Annotated in this window: 14 protein-coding genes; 10 read left to right on the top strand and 4 right to left on the bottom strand. The window is 71.4% G+C overall.

The genetic code is table 11. From position 1 onward, the window contains the following. The first annotated feature begins 45 nt into the window (after nucleotides 1-45). From OHU34_RS26820 to OHU34_RS26795, 6 genes are all read left to right on the top strand, one after another. On the top strand, nucleotides 46-1,116 hold the full coding sequence (locus OHU34_RS26820) for a LacI family DNA-binding transcriptional regulator (protein ID WP_142264416.1): 1,071 nt from the start codon (nucleotides 46-48) through the stop codon (nucleotides 1,114-1,116). After that, nucleotides 1,113-2,663 carry a sugar ABC transporter ATP-binding protein gene (locus OHU34_RS26815; protein WP_405768660.1) on the top strand — a complete coding sequence of 517 codons (1,551 nt, stop codon included), beginning with the start codon at nucleotides 1,113-1,115 and terminating at the stop codon, nucleotides 2,661-2,663. The genes OHU34_RS26820 and OHU34_RS26815 overlap by 4 nt, the downstream gene beginning before the upstream one ends. Then, nucleotides 2,653-4,605, top strand: a complete 1,953-nt coding sequence (locus tag OHU34_RS26810) for a substrate-binding domain-containing protein (RefSeq protein ID WP_142264418.1) — start codon at nucleotides 2,653-2,655, stop codon at nucleotides 4,603-4,605. Before OHU34_RS26815 ends, OHU34_RS26810 begins: the two co-directional genes overlap by 11 nt. A gap of 84 nt (nucleotides 4,606-4,689) precedes the next feature. Further along, on the top strand, nucleotides 4,690-5,679 hold the full coding sequence (locus OHU34_RS26805; RefSeq protein WP_142264419.1) for a ribokinase: 990 nt from the start codon (nucleotides 4,690-4,692) through the stop codon (nucleotides 5,677-5,679). Beyond that, nucleotides 5,676-6,065, top strand: coding sequence for a D-ribose pyranase (gene rbsD / locus OHU34_RS26800; RefSeq protein WP_142264420.1), 390 nt, complete (start codon nucleotides 5,676-5,678; stop codon nucleotides 6,063-6,065). The genes OHU34_RS26805 and rbsD overlap by 4 nt, the downstream gene beginning before the upstream one ends. Nucleotides 6,066-6,449: 384 nt before the next feature. Next, nucleotides 6,450-7,658: a triacylglycerol lipase gene (locus OHU34_RS26795; protein ID WP_142264421.1), complete on the top strand. Its 1,209-nt coding sequence runs from the start codon at nucleotides 6,450-6,452 to the stop codon at nucleotides 7,656-7,658. A gap of 48 nt (nucleotides 7,659-7,706) precedes the next feature. Here the strand turns inward: OHU34_RS26795 and OHU34_RS26790 are convergent, their stop codons facing one another. Continuing rightward, nucleotides 7,707-7,979, bottom strand: a complete 273-nt coding sequence (locus OHU34_RS26790; protein WP_142264422.1) for a winged helix-turn-helix domain-containing protein — start codon at nucleotides 7,977-7,979, stop codon at nucleotides 7,707-7,709. 166 nt (nucleotides 7,980-8,145) lie between these two features. Here OHU34_RS26790 and OHU34_RS26785 point away from each other — a divergent pair, with 166 nt between their 5' ends. Together OHU34_RS26785 and OHU34_RS26780 are read left to right on the top strand one after the other, a co-directional pair. Further along, nucleotides 8,146-8,385: a hypothetical protein gene (locus OHU34_RS26785; protein WP_235034503.1), complete on the top strand. Its 240-nt coding sequence runs from the start codon at nucleotides 8,146-8,148 to the stop codon at nucleotides 8,383-8,385. Further along, entirely contained in the window at nucleotides 8,382-8,642 is a 261-nt protein-coding gene (locus OHU34_RS26780) for a hypothetical protein (protein WP_142264424.1), read from the top strand. The genes OHU34_RS26785 and OHU34_RS26780 overlap by 4 nt, the downstream gene beginning before the upstream one ends. Nucleotides 8,643-8,674: 32 nt before the next feature. Here OHU34_RS26780 and OHU34_RS26775 read toward each other — a convergent pair whose 3' ends face one another. The 3 genes from OHU34_RS26775 to OHU34_RS26765 are packed head-to-tail and all read right to left on the bottom strand — an operon-like array spanning nucleotide 8,675 to nucleotide 11,813. After that, nucleotides 8,675-9,475 (bottom strand): sugar phosphate isomerase/epimerase, encoded by an 801-nt coding sequence (locus tag OHU34_RS26775; protein WP_142267843.1) that lies wholly within the window; start codon nucleotides 9,473-9,475, stop codon nucleotides 8,675-8,677. A gap of 35 nt (nucleotides 9,476-9,510) precedes the next feature. Beyond that, a complete protein-coding gene (locus tag OHU34_RS26770; protein ID WP_142264425.1) occupies nucleotides 9,511-10,665 on the bottom strand; it encodes a dihydrodipicolinate synthase family protein in 1,155 nt (384 codons plus the stop codon). Continuing rightward, nucleotides 10,662-11,813: a Gfo/Idh/MocA family protein gene (locus OHU34_RS26765; RefSeq protein ID WP_142264426.1), complete on the bottom strand. Its 1,152-nt coding sequence runs from the start codon at nucleotides 11,811-11,813 to the stop codon at nucleotides 10,662-10,664. Before OHU34_RS26765 ends, OHU34_RS26770 begins: the two co-directional genes overlap by 4 nt. A gap of 276 nt (nucleotides 11,814-12,089) precedes the next feature. On the opposite strand from OHU34_RS26765, the gene OHU34_RS26760 reads away from it, so the two are divergent. Further along, nucleotides 12,090-13,136, top strand: coding sequence for a LacI family DNA-binding transcriptional regulator (locus OHU34_RS26760; protein ID WP_020131745.1), 1,047 nt, complete (start codon nucleotides 12,090-12,092; stop codon nucleotides 13,134-13,136). Beyond that, on the top strand, nucleotides 13,133-13,537 hold the full coding sequence (locus OHU34_RS26755) for a hypothetical protein (RefSeq protein ID WP_142264427.1): 405 nt from the start codon (nucleotides 13,133-13,135) through the stop codon (nucleotides 13,535-13,537). The genes OHU34_RS26760 and OHU34_RS26755 overlap by 4 nt, the downstream gene beginning before the upstream one ends. Nucleotides 13,538-13,547: the final 10 nt, after the last annotated feature.

Raw genomic sequence — 13,547 nt, 5'->3', positions numbered from 1 at the left:
GACCTCGACGTTCATGAACCGAGTCCACAAGGAGGTGGGGCGGCGATGGCGAGCATCAAGGACGTCGCGGCCGAGGCGGGGGTCTCCGTCGCCACGGTGTCGCGCGTCCTGAACGACCATCCGTCGGTCAGCGAGGACGCACGCACGCGTGTGCTGGCCGCCGTCGAGGCGCTGGGCTACCGCCCGAACGCCGTCGCCCGGTCGCTGCGCACCGACCAGACCCGCACCCTGGGCCTGGTCATCAGCGACGTGCTCAACCCGTACTTCACCGAGCTGGCCCGCTCCGTCGAGGAGGAGGCCCGCGCGCTCGGCTACAGCGTCATCATCGGCAACGCCGACGAGCGGCCCGACCTCCAGGACCACCACGTACGGACCCTGCTGGACCGCCGGATCGACGGCCTGCTCGTCTCCCCGACCGACGGCGGCTCGCCGCTGATCCTCGACGCCGCGCGCGCGGGGACGCCGATGGTGTTCGTCGACCGGTGGATCCCGGGCGTCGACGTGCCGGTGGTCCGGTCCGACGGACGCGCGGCCGTGCGGGACCTCGTCGCGCATCTGCACGGGCTGGGGCACCGCAGGCTCGCCATCATCGCCGGCCCCGCCGCCACCACCACCGGCAGCGAGCGCGTCGAGGCCTTCCGGGCCGCCATGGCCGAGTACGGGCTCCCCCTCCCGGACGCCTACACAGGCCAGGGCGACTTCCAGGCGGAGAGCGGCCGGCGGGTCACCGAGGGCTTCCTCGACCTGCCCGAACCGCCCGAGGTCGTGTTCGCCGCCGACAACCTCATGGCACTGGGCGCCCTGGACGCCGTACGCGCGCGTGGGCTGCGGGTTCCGCAGGACATCGCGCTGGCCGCGTTCGACGACATCCGCTGGTTCGTGCACACCGACCCGCCGATCACCGCGATCGCCCAGCCGACGGGCGAACTGGGGCGGGCCGCCGTGCGCGCGCTCGTCGACCGCATCGAGGGACGGCCCCCGCAGTCCGTCACCCTCCCGGCCCGGCTCGTCGTGCGCCGTTCGTGCGGCGAGCCGGGCCCCCAAGAGCCGCCCGCTCCCGAGGAGTTCCCCGCCTCCGTGGAGCCGTCCCCCGCAATGAACAGGAGCCAGACGTGAGCAACGCGGACGAGTTGCTGCGCATCGAAGGCATACGCAAGACCTTCCCCGGTGTGGTCGCGCTCGACAGCGTCGACTTCGACCTGCGCCGGGGTGAGGTGCATGTGCTGCTCGGTGAGAACGGCGCGGGCAAGAGCACCCTCATCAAGATGCTCTCCGGTGCCTACCGGCCCGACGCCGGGCGGATCCTGGCCGGCGGCGAGGAGGTGCGCATCCATGGCGCGCAGGACTCCGAGCGCCTCGGGATCGCCACCATCTACCAGGAGTTCAACCTCGTTCCCGATCTCACCGTCGCCGAGAACATCTTCCTGGGGAGGCAGCCGCGCCGCTTCGGGATGATCGATCGCAAGCGGATGGAGAGCGAGGCGGCCGTCCTGCTGGAACGGGTGGGGGTGAACGTCTCGCCCCGCACGCGCGTGCGTGAACTCGGCATCGCCCGCCTGCAGATGGTCGAGATCGCCAAGGCGCTCAGCCTGAACGCGCGCGTGCTGATCATGGACGAGCCGACCGCCGTGCTGACCTCCGAGGAGGTCGAGAAGCTCTTCGTCATCGTGCGCAGGCTGCGCGAGGACGGCGTCGGCATCGTGTTCATCACGCACCACCTCGAGGAGATCGCCGCCCTCGGCGACCGGGTCACGGTCATCCGCGACGGCAGGAGCGTCGGGCAGGTCCCGGCCATCACGCCCGAGGACGAGCTGGTGCGGCTCATGGTGGGCCGCTCCATCGAGCAGCAGTACCCCAGGGAGCGCGCCGAGACGGGCGCCGCGCTGCTGTCCGTCGAGGGACTCACGCGGGACGGCGTCTTCCACGACGTCAGCTTCGAGGTGCACGCCGGTGAGGTCGTCGGTGTCGCAGGGCTCGTCGGCGCCGGTCGTACCGAGGTCGTACGGGCCGTCTTCGGGGCGGACCCGTACGACCGCGGAGCCGTCCGGGTCGGCGGCGCGCACCTCCCCCGGTACGACGTGAACGCCGCGATGGCGGCCGGGATCGGGCTCGTGCCCGAGGACCGCAAGGGCCAGGGGCTGGTGCTCGACCAGTCGGTCGAGGAGAACCTCGGGCTCGTCACCATGCGGGCCGCGACCCGTGGCGGGCTGGTGGACCTGAAGAGCCAGCACGAGGCGGCGGCGCGGATCGCGGGGCAGCTGGGCGTGCGGATGGCGGGCCTCGGCCAGCAGGTGCGCACGCTCTCCGGCGGCAACCAGCAGAAGGTCGTCATCGGCAAATGGCTGCTGGCCGACACCAAGGTGCTGATCCTCGACGAGCCGACGCGCGGGATCGACGTCGGCGCGAAGGTCGAGATCTACCAGCTCGTCAACGAGCTGACGGCCGCCGGTGCCGCCGTCCTGATGATCTCCAGCGATCTGCCCGAGGTGCTCGGCATGAGCGACCGGGTGCTGGTGATGGCCCAGGGCCGGATCGCCGGCGAGCTGTCGGCGGACGAGGCGACCCAGGACTCGGTCATGGCGCTCGCCGTCAGCACCGCCCTTCACGACGAAGACCACGAAAACGACGAAACCGAAGAACTGGAGGCCGGCCGTGGCCGCTGAGACGCTCAAGAGCGGGACGGGCGCCGGGGGCGCCACGGCGGTCCGCCGTCTGCTCCTCGACAACGGCGCGCTGACCGCGCTGATCGTCCTCGTCATCGCCATGTCGGCGCTGTCGGGTGACTTCCTGACCACGGACAACCTGCTCAACGTGGGTGTCCAGGCGGCCGTGACCGCCATTCTCGCCTTCGGCGTGACCTTCGTGATCGTCTCGGCGGGCATCGACCTGTCGGTCGGCTCGGTGGCTGCCCTGTCGGCCACCGTGCTGGCCTGGAGCGCCACGCAGCACGGCGTGCCGGTGGTGCTCGCGGTGGTCCTGGCCGTCGCGACCGGTATCGCGGCCGGCCTGGTGAACGGATTCCTCATCGCCTACGGCAAGCTGCCGCCGTTCATCGCGACGCTCGCGATGCTGTCGGTCGCACGCGGTCTGTCGCTGGTGATCTCCGAGGGCTCGCCGATCGCCTTCCCCGACTCGGTCTCGCACCTCGGTGACACGCTCGGCGGCTGGCTGCCGGTACCGGTGCTCGTGATGGTCGTGATGGGGCTGATCGCCGCGTTCGTGCTCGGCCGGACGTACATCGGCCGTTCGATGTACGCCATCGGCGGCAACGAGGAGGCGGCACGCCTGTCCGGCCTGCGGGTGAAGAAGCAGAAGCTCGCGATCTACGCGCTGTCCGGCGTGTTCGCGGCCGCGGCGGGCGTCGTGCTCGCCTCCCGGCTGTCCTCCGCGCAGCCGCAGGCCGCCGACGGTTACGAGCTGGACGCGATCGCCGCGGTGGTCATCGGTGGCGCCTCCCTCGCGGGTGGTACGGGCAAGGCCTCGGGCACCCTGATCGGCGCGCTGATCCTGGCGGTGCTGAGGAACGGTCTGAACCTGCTGTCCGTCTCCGCCTTCTGGCAGCAGGTCGTCATCGGTGTCGTCATCGCGCTGGCGGTGCTCCTCGACACGGTGCGCCGCAAGGCGGGGGCGACCCCGATGGCGGCCGGGACGGGCAGCGGCGGCGGCAAGGGCCGGCAGGCGGCGACGTACGGTCTCGCGGCCGTGGTCACCGTGGCGATCGTCGGCGCGACCTCCTTCCTGCACGGCGGCAACTCGTCGAGCGCCAACCCGAAGGTCGGTCTGGCGCTGTCCACGCTCAACAACCCGTTCTTCGTGCAGATCCAGTCGGGCGCGAAGGCCGAGGCGAAGAAGCTGGGTGTGGACCTGACGGTCACCGACGCGCAGAACGACGCCTCGCAGCAGGCCAACCAGCTCCAGAACTTCACCAGTTCCGGCCTCGACTCGATCATCGTCAATCCGGTGGACTCGGACGCGGCGAGCAACTCGGTGAAGGCCGCCGACAAGGCGAAGATCCCGGTGATCGCGGTCGACCGGGGCGTCAACAAGGCCACGGTGGACGCGCTGGTCGCCTCCGACAACGTGGCCGGCGGTGAGCTGGCGGCCAAGACGGTCGCCGAGAAGCTGGGCGGCACCGGCAAGATCGTCATCCTCCAGGGCCAGGCGGGCACCTCCGCGGCGCGGGAGCGGGCGGAAGGTTTCGCCAAGGGTCTGAAGGCCTACCCCGGCATCCAGGTGCTGGCCCAGCAGCCGGCCGACTTCGACCGCACCAAGGGCCTCGACGTGATGTCGAACCTGCTCCAGGCGCACCCGGACGTCCAGGGCGTCATCGCCGCCAACGACGAGATGGCGCTCGGCGCGATCAAGGCGCTGGGCGCCAAGGCGGGCAAGTCCGTGCAGGTCGTCGGCTTCGACGGCACCCCGGACGGGCTGACGGCCGTCAAGAACGGCACGCTGTACGCGTCCGTGGCGCAGCAGCCGTCCCAGCTGGGCAGGATCGCGGTGGACAACGCGTTGAAGGCACTCCAGGGCAAGAAGGTCGAGAAGACGGTGAAGGTGCCGGTGAAGGTGGTCACGAAGGAGAACGTGGCCGGCTTCAGCGGCTGACATTCGGCGAGCGGGCGGACGGCCGTCCGGGGGAACACCTCCGGGGACCGTCCGCCCCGAGTCACGTATCAGGGGAGTCACTTCATGTACGACTACGACCTTCTGGTCGTAGGGTCGGCCAACGCCGACCTGGTGATCGACGTCGAGCGCAGGCCCGCCGCCGGTGAGACGGTGCTGGGTTCGGACCTGGCGGTCCACCCCGGCGGCAAGGGCGCGAACCAGGCCGTCGCGGCCGCCCGGCTCGGGGCCCGTACGGCCCTGCTGGCCCGGGTCGGCGACGACGCGTACGGGCGGCTGCTGCTCGACTCGCAGCGGGCGGCCGGGGTCGACACGGCAGGCGTCCTGGTGGGCGGGGCGCCCACGGGCGTCGCGCTGATCACCGTGGACCCGTCGGGCGACAACAGCATCGTGGTGTCACCGGGGGCGAACGGGCGGCTGACCCCGGCGGACGTCCGCGCCGCCGCCGGCCTCCTCCACGCCTCCCGGGTGGTGTCGGCCCAGCTGGAGATCCCGCTGGAGACGGTCGTGGAGGTCGTCCGGAACCTGGCGCCGGACAGCCGCTTCGTGCTGAACCCGTCACCGCCGCGCCCGTTGCCCGCCGAGGTGCTGGCGGCCTGCGACCCGCTGATCGTCAACGAGCACGAGGCGAAGGTGATCCTCGGCGAGGCGGGCGTGAGCGAGGACCCTGAGGACTGGGCGCGGCTGCTGCTCGCGAAGGGGCCGAGGTCGGTGGTCGTGACGCTGGGTTCGGAAGGCGCGCTGGTGGCGTCGGTGGAGGGCGTCTCCCGGGTGCCGTCCGTGAAGGTGGCGGCGGTGGACACGACGGGTGCGGGCGACTCCTTCACGGCGGCGCTGGCCTGGCGGCTGGGCACGGGTTCCAGCCTGGCCGAGGCGGCGGCTTACGCGGCGCGGGTCGGGGCGGTGGCGGTGACCGGGCGAGGGGCGCAGGAGTCGTTCCCGACGGCTCAGGAGGTCGAGGCCCTGCGCGGCGCCGATCCGGGGGACGCCCCCCGGGCCCCCGGCCGAGGGTCGGGCAGCGTGCCCGAGGACGCTCGGCGAGGTGACTCCCGGTGAAGAAGGCCGGGATCCTCAACCGTCATCTCGCCGGTGCGCTGGCCGAGTTGGGGCACGGGGACGGGGTGCTGGTGTGCGACGCCGGTATGCCGATACCGGACGGGCCCAAGGTGGTCGACCTCGCGTTCCTCGCGGGGGTCCCGTCGTTCGCCGAGGTGGTCGACGGGCTGCTCGCCGAGCTGGTCGTGGAGGGCGCCACGGCGGCGACGGAGGTGCGGGAGGCCAATCCCGCGGCGGCCGGGCTGCTGGACGGACACTTCCCCGGGCTGGCCCTGGTTCCGCACGAGGAGCTGAAGCGACTGTCCGCCGGGGCCCGGCTGGTGGTGCGCACGGGCGAGGCACGGCCGTACGCGAACGTCCTGCTCCGGTGCGGGGTGTTCTTCTGAGGTCCGCCGATGTTCTTCCGAGGTCCACCGACCGCGGCGGAAAAGCTTCGAGGGGGTCCGGTCCGTCGACCGGGCCCCCTCGGCTTTTCCCCTCCGTACCAGAACCCCCGCGATCCCCCCGGATCCCCCTCCAGAAGCCCTGATGCCACGTACGACAGGCGGAAGCGCGGAAGGGTTGTACGGCTTCCGGGAAATTTCCGGCAGCCCGTCCGGCGCGAACGGCCGAGCGAACAGAACAGGCCACCGGCACATGCCAGGCGCATCAAACACCTGCCGGGCGCATTGCATCCCTTGTAATGAACCGCGCAGGTCAAACGGGTGACGAGGGCAAATCGCCCCTCATGATGTGGTCGTTCCCCACCCCCCTCCCACCAGGAGACGACCATGTCGGAAACTGCCGAGCCCAACGTCGGTACGTTCACCCTCGGCGCCTCGCCGGCCGTCGAGACCCTCGCCGCGGTCGAGATTCCCGAACACGAGGAATGGACGCTGCCGAACGGCTTCGCCTGGGTGTTCCCGGGCGAGGGCAACACCGGCGGCCTCAGCCGCCCCGTGATCATGGCCGACGGCTTCAACCTCGGCCGGAGCGAGCTCGACAAGCTCTATCAGGGGCTGGAGACGGGCGACTTCCCGTTCGTCAGCGAGCTGCGCCGGCGCGGCCGGGACGTGATCCTGCTGGGCTTCGAGGAGCGCAGCGCGTCCATCCTGGACAACGCGCAAGCCGCCGTGGCCGCCGTCATGCGGGCCAACGCCGAGAAGCAGGGCGACGCTCCCCTGGTCGTCGGCGGGTTCAGCATGGGCGGCATCGTCACCCGTTATGCGCTGGCCAAGCTGGAGACGCAGCGGATGCACCACCAGACCGCGCTGTACTTCTCGTACGACAGCCCGCACCGCGGCGCCTCCATCCCCGTCGGCGTGCAGGCGTTCTCGTACTTCATCCCGTTCCCGAACGACTTCGCGAGGCAGATGAACAGCCCGGCCGCACGCCAGATGCTGTGGCGCCACTACGACAAGGACACCGGGAAGATCGGGGTCGCCAAGGAGCGCACCGAGTTCCTGGCGGCGCTCGACCGGATGGGCGGCTGGCCGCGGATCCCGCGCACGATCGCCATCGCCAACGGCCGCGGCGACGGGATCGGCCTGCCGGATGTCACACCCGGTGAGATCGCGCTCCGGATCGACCGGATCTACCCGGGCACCACCTTCTACACCCAGGCCCAGGGCGACGACGTGACGGTCGCCTACCTGAACCGGCGCCTCCCCCAGGCCGAGGGCACCATCACCACCGACGGCTTCCCGGAGCTGGACGGCGCACCCGGCGGCACCCTGCACACGTACAAGATCCTCGCCGACGCGATGAAGAAGCTCGGCGGCACGGTAGACCTGCGCCATGAGGAGGTGTGCTTCGTGCCGTCGGTGAGCGCGGTCGCCATCCGCGACATCGAGACACAAGCCGACCTGTACGCGAAGGCCGACGAACTGCCCCCGGAGGAGAGCGAGTTGGACGACTTCGTGCTTTCGTCCACGACCACGCCGCACACCGGGATCACCGAGGAGCTCTGCACCTGGCTGATGGACCGGCTGCCGCACTGATCCCTTCAGAGGGGGCCCGGCCCGCAGGCCCGGCCCCCTCGGCCCCGGCTAGACAGAAGGCGCGGGCGCCTCGGGGGAGGGTGGCAGGGGGTCGGCCACGAACGAGCCTCGGGCGCGTACGGTCACCACCAGCCCCCTGTCCCGAAGGATGTCCAGAGCACGGCGGACCGTACCCGGACCGACTTTGTGCTCGTGCGTCATGGTCAGTTCGCCCGGCAGTCGCGTGCCCGGAGGGTACGCGCCGGAACGGATCTTCCGCTCGATGATCGCGGCGAGCTGTTCATAGACGTACTGAGGTGAATCGGGGCTGATCTTGTCCACGCGTTGACCGTAAGCCGCTACCTTCCACCGCGCATTACTTAGTACTACTACCAACCACTACCTACCACTACCGCTCTCGCGATACAGTCCAGGAAAACGAAGACGCCCCGGCGGGAAGATGACAGCTTCCATGCCGGGGCTGAGCCGACTGAACTGGAGTCGACCTGTGCGCAGCCTACTGGGCCTGCTGACCGCGGTCCTGAGCCTCTTCCTGCCTCCTCGCGGAGCGCACCGCGCCCCCGGCGTCCCGGCGTTCCCGGCCGCCTACCCGCGCCTTCCCGCGCGCCGGGCGCTGCCGTACCCCGCGGACGTGATCCTCGCCGACGGCCTGCCCCTGGTCAGGCCGTACCTCGCCGTCCTGGAACGCGAACGCACGGGACGCGCTCAGGAAGGCAGGGCCGCATGAGCACCCGGCGCTTCCGCAGCCTCGGCATCGACCCCGCCACCGGCAAGGAGGCCTTCGTGGTCGCGCGACCGGGCGGTCTCCTCGAAGAACTCGCCGACACGCACGCCCTGAAGGCCGCCGCCGTCCTGGTGACGGTCGTCGGCGCCGTACTGGCGGCGGCCAGGTCGTCCGACGCCGAACTCGCCGCCTTCGTACCGTCACTGCACGCGGCGCTCGAGGAATGCGTCGGCATCATGGCGGCGGACAGGGAGCGCTGACACCGGGGGACCGCCGGCAGGGCGCGGTGCCGTCAGTCCGCCGTGTGCGTCACGAAGCGTTCCGCGGTCTCGGCGAGCACCTCCCTGCCGTCCCTCGCCCACAGGGCGTCGTTGAACAGTTCGACCTCGATCGCGCCGGTGTATCCGGCCGCCGTCACATGTCCCAGCCACTCGCGCATGTCGATCGCGCCGTCGCCGATCTGGCCGCGGCCGTTGAGGACGCCCTCCGGGAGGGGGGTCGTCCAGTCGGCGAGCTGGAAGGTGTGGATACGGCCCTCCGCGCCCGCCCGGGCGATCTGCGCGGGCGCCTGGTCGTCCCACCAGATGTGGTACGTGTCGACGGTGACGCCGACCTGGTGGGCGGGGAAGCGTTCCGCGAGGTCCAGGGCCTGGGTGAGGGTGGAGACCACGCAGCGGTCGGAGGCGTACATGGGGTGCAGGGGCTCGATGGCCAGCTTCACCCCGTGGTCCTCGGCGTAGGGGCCGAGGACGGACAGCGCGTCGGCGATGCGCTCGCGGGCGCCGTGCAGGTCCTTGGAGCCGGCGGGCAGACCGCCGGAGACAAGGACCAGCACCTCGGTACCGAGGGTCGCCGCCTCGTCGATCGCCCGGCGGTTGTCGGCCAGGGCGGCGGCCCGTTCCTCCGGGTCGATCGCCGTGAAGAAGCCGCCGCGGCACAGTGTCGTCACCGTCAGGCCCGCGTCGCGGACCAGCTTGGCGGTCCGCTCCACGCCGTACGTCTGCACCGGCTCGCGCCACAGGCCGACGTTGGTCACGCCCGACTCCCGGCAGGCGTCCGCCAGTTCGGGCATCGACAGGTGCTTCACCGTCATCTGGTTGATGGAGAAGCGGGTCAGATCCGGGTTGCTCACTGGGTCACTCCGTACAGGGCGAGCAGGTTCTTCATCCGTTCCTCGGCCAGCTTGGGGTCGGGGAACAGGCCCAGGCCGTCGGCGAGTTCGTAGGCGCGGGCGAAGTGCGGGAGGGAACGGGCCGACTGGAGGCCGCCGACCATCGTGAAGTGCGACTGGTGGCCGGCCAGCCAGGCCAGGAACACCACGCCCGTCTTGTAGAAGCGGGTGGGGGTCCGGAACAGGTGGCGGGACAACTCGACGGTGGGGTCGAGGAGTTCGCGGAAGCCGGCCGTGTTCCCCGTGTCGAGGACCCGGACCGCCTCCGCCGCCAGTGGGCCCAGCGGGTCGAAGATGCCGAGGAGGGCGTGGCTGAAGCCCTTCTCGTCGCCCGCGATCAGCTCGGGGTAGTTGAAGTCGTCGCCCGTGTAGCAGCGCACGCCCTGCGGCAGCCTGCGGCGGATGTCGATCTCCCGCCCGGCGTCCAGCAGCGAGACCTTGATGCCCTCGACCTTGTCGGGGTGGGCGGCGACGACCTCCAGGAAGGTGTCCGTCGCCGCGTCCAGGTCCGACGAGCCCCAGTAGCCCTCCAGCGCCGGGTCGAACATCGGGCCCAGCCAGTGCAGGACCACCGGCTCCGCGGACTGGCGCAGGAGGTGACCGTAGACGTCGAGGTAGTCCTCGGGGCCCGCCGCGGCCGCCGCGAGGGCACGGGACGCCATCAGGATGGCCCGGGCGCCGGAGGCCTCGACGAGGGCGAGCTGCTCCTCGTAGGCCGCGCGGACCTCGGCGAGGCCCGCCGGGCCGGTGAGCTGGTCGGTGCCGACGCCGCAGGCGATGAGGCCGCCCACGGACTTCGCCTCGGCGGCGGACCTGCGGATCAGCTCGGCCGCGCCCGCCCAGTCCAGGCCCATGCCGCGCTGGGCGGTGTCCATCGCCTCGGCGACGCCGAGCCCGTGGGACCACAGATGGCGGCGGAAGGCGAGGGTGGCGTCCCAGTCGATCGCGGCGGGCGAGTCGGGCGTGGTGTCCGCGAACGGGTCCGCGACGACGTGCGCCGCCGAGAAGACCGTACGGGAGGTGAAGGGCGCCCCGGTGGTGAGCGCGAGGGGCTCGGTGCGGGGCTCGTAGGTCCGCAGGGCCCCGGCGGCGCCGGGAAGCTGGATCGTCACAGCGTGACCTCCGGGACGTCCAGACGCAGGCCTTCCGAGGAGGACTTCAGGCCCAGTTCGGCGAGCTGGACGCCACGGGCGCCGGCCAGCAGGTCCCAGTGGTAGGGGGCGTCGGCGTAGACGTGCCTGAGGAACAGCTCCCACTGGGCCTTGAAGCCGTTGTCGAACTCGCCGTTGTCGGGGACCTCCTGCCACTGGTCGCGGAAGACCTCGGTGGCGGGGATGTCCGGGTTCCAGACGGGCTTGGGGGTCGCGCTGCGGTGCTGGACACGGCAGTTGCGCAGACCGGCGACCGCCGAGCCCTCCGTGCCGTCGACCTGGAACTCCACGAGCTCGTCGCGGTTGACCCGGACCGCCCAGGAGGAGTTGATCTGGGCGATGGCGCCGCCGTCGAGTTCGAAGATGCCGTAGGCCGCGTCGTCGGCCGTGGCGTCGTAGGGCTTGCCGTTCTCGTCCCAGCGCTGCGGGATGTGCGTGGTGGCGACGGCCTGGACGGACTTCACCCGGCCGAACAGCTCGTGCAGGACGTACTCCCAGTGCGGGAACATGTCGACGACGATGCCGCCGCCGTCCTCGGCGCGGTAGTTCCAGGACGGGCGCTGGGCGGCCTGCCAGTCGCCCTCGAAGACCCAGTAGCCGAACTCGCCGCGGATGGACAGGATCCGGCCGAAGAAGCCGCCGTCGATGAGGCGCTTGAGCTTCAGCAGGCCCGGCAGGAACAGCTTGTCCTGGACGACGCCGTGCTTGATGCCCGCGGCGGTGGCGAGGCGGGCGAGTTCGAGGGCGCCGTCGAGGCCGGTGGCCGTCGGCTTCTCGGTGTAGATGTGCTTGCCTGCGGCGATCGCCTTCTTGATGGCCCCCTCGCGCGCGGAGGTGACCTGGGCGTCGAAGTAGATGTCGACGGTGGGGTCGGCGAGGACCTCGTCGACGTCCGTCGAGACGTGCTCCAGGCCGTGCCGCTCGGCGAGCGCCCGCAGGGCGTGCTCGCGGCGGCCGACGAGGATCGGTTCCGGCCACAGCACGGTGCCGTCGCCGAGGTCGAGCCCGCCCTGCTCGCGCAGGGCCAGGATGGAGCGGACGAGGTGCTGGCGGTAGCCCATGCGCCCCGTCACGCCGTTCATGGCGATACGCACCGTCTTGCGTGTCACGTCGGTCCCTTCGTAGGCGTAGTACGCGGTTGTGCGCGCCGCGTACGCCTCTTCCTGATCAGCGTGACAGCAAGCGCTTTCTATACAAGGAGAAGCTAGCCTCTGACCAGCGGTCCGGACAAGACCGTGTCCATCTCGAGTTGTTCGAGGGGGCGAACAGCGGGGGTCATGGGCCGTAAGGTCTGCTCGACACGCCCGGAACCAAGCCCTTGAGGCAGCTGTCTACCAGGGCGTACGACGACGTACGACGAGATGCGTGACCGGAGGACAGACGAGATGACGGTGACCCTGGCGGACGTGGCGGCCCGCGCGCAGGTCTCGCCCGCGACGGTGTCGCGCGTGCTGAACGGGAACTACCCCGTCGCCGCTACCACCAGGGAGCGGGTGCTGCGGGCGGTCGACGAGCTGGACTACGTACTGAACGGGCCGGCGAGCGCACTCGCCGCGGCGACGTCCGACCTGGTCGGCATTCTGGTGAACGACATCGCGGACCCCTTCTTCGGGATCATGGCGAGTGCGATCCAGTCGGAGATCGGGGGGCCGGGCGGGCGGGCCGGCGGCGAACGGCTGGCGGTGGTCTGCAACACCGGGGGCTCGCCGGAGCGCGAGCTGACCTACCTGACGCTCCTTCAGCGGCAGCGGGCCGCGGCCGTGGTGCTGACCGGCGGAGCCATGGAGAACGAGCCGCACGCGGCGGCGGTGGCGGCGAAGCTGCGCCGACTCGGCGAGGCCGGGACGCGGATCGTGCTGTGCGGTCGACCGCCGGCCCCGGAGACCGCGGCGATCGCGCTGACCTTCGACAACCGCGGGGGCGGGCGGGAACTGACCGAGCATCTGATCGGGCTCGGGCACCGGCGGCTCGGCTACATCGCGGGCCCGGAGGAGCGGACGACCACCCGGCACCGGCTGGAGGGCCACCGGGCGGCGCTGGCCGCGGCCGGCATCGAGGAGGACCCCCGCTGGACCGTGCACGGACGGTACGACCGCCGGGCCGGCTACGAGGCCACGCTGGAACTGCTGCGCCGGGACCCCTCCCTGACGGCGGTCGTCGCCGCCAACGACTCCGTCGCCCTGGGCGCCTGCGCGGCGCTGCGCGACTCCGGCCTGCGGATCCCGGACGACGTCTCGGTCGCCGGCTTCGACGACCTCCCCTTCAGCATCGACGCGGTGCCCTCCCTCACGACGGTGCGGCTGCCGCTGGCCGAGGCGGGGGCGCGGGCGGGGCGCATCGCGATGGGCCGCGAGGAGCCGCCGCCCGGCGGGATCGCCACGGTACGGGGCGAGTTGATGGTGCGGGGGTCCTCCGGAGCGCCACGGGAGTGAGACTGCCCCTCGCGCACGACCGGGCCGAGCTGATCGAGGTCGTCCGGATCGGCGATCCCGCCAGGCACCTCACCTCGCGGGATCTGGCCGGTGACGTCGTCGAGGTCTGGGCAGGGGAGGAGGTACGGCAGCTCCTGCGCCTGGTCGGCGAGCTCCCGGACAGCCAGAAGTACCGCTGCTTCCTCCCCGGCTGGGGCATCCGCGTTTACGACGACACCGATCCCGAGCCGCTCTTCGAGATCGCGTTCTGCTTCCGGTGCAACGGAGCCCGGCTCTGGGGGCGTGACGTCACGGAGGAGCAGCGGCACCAGGACTTCGCAGCGGAGAGTGCGGCCGGACGGGAGCTGCTGCGCCGGTTCCGCGCCTGTGTCCCCGGGGGAGACATCGGCCGCCCCGGGTGAGATGTCGGCG

Source organism: Streptomyces sp. NBC_00080 (assembly GCF_045041255.1).
In the GTDB taxonomy this organism is placed as follows: Bacteria; Actinomycetota; Actinomycetes; order Streptomycetales; family Streptomycetaceae; genus Streptomyces; species Streptomyces coriariae.
Note: the sequence above shows the minus strand (reverse complement) of the source record. Positions and strands in the feature narration are given on the sequence as shown.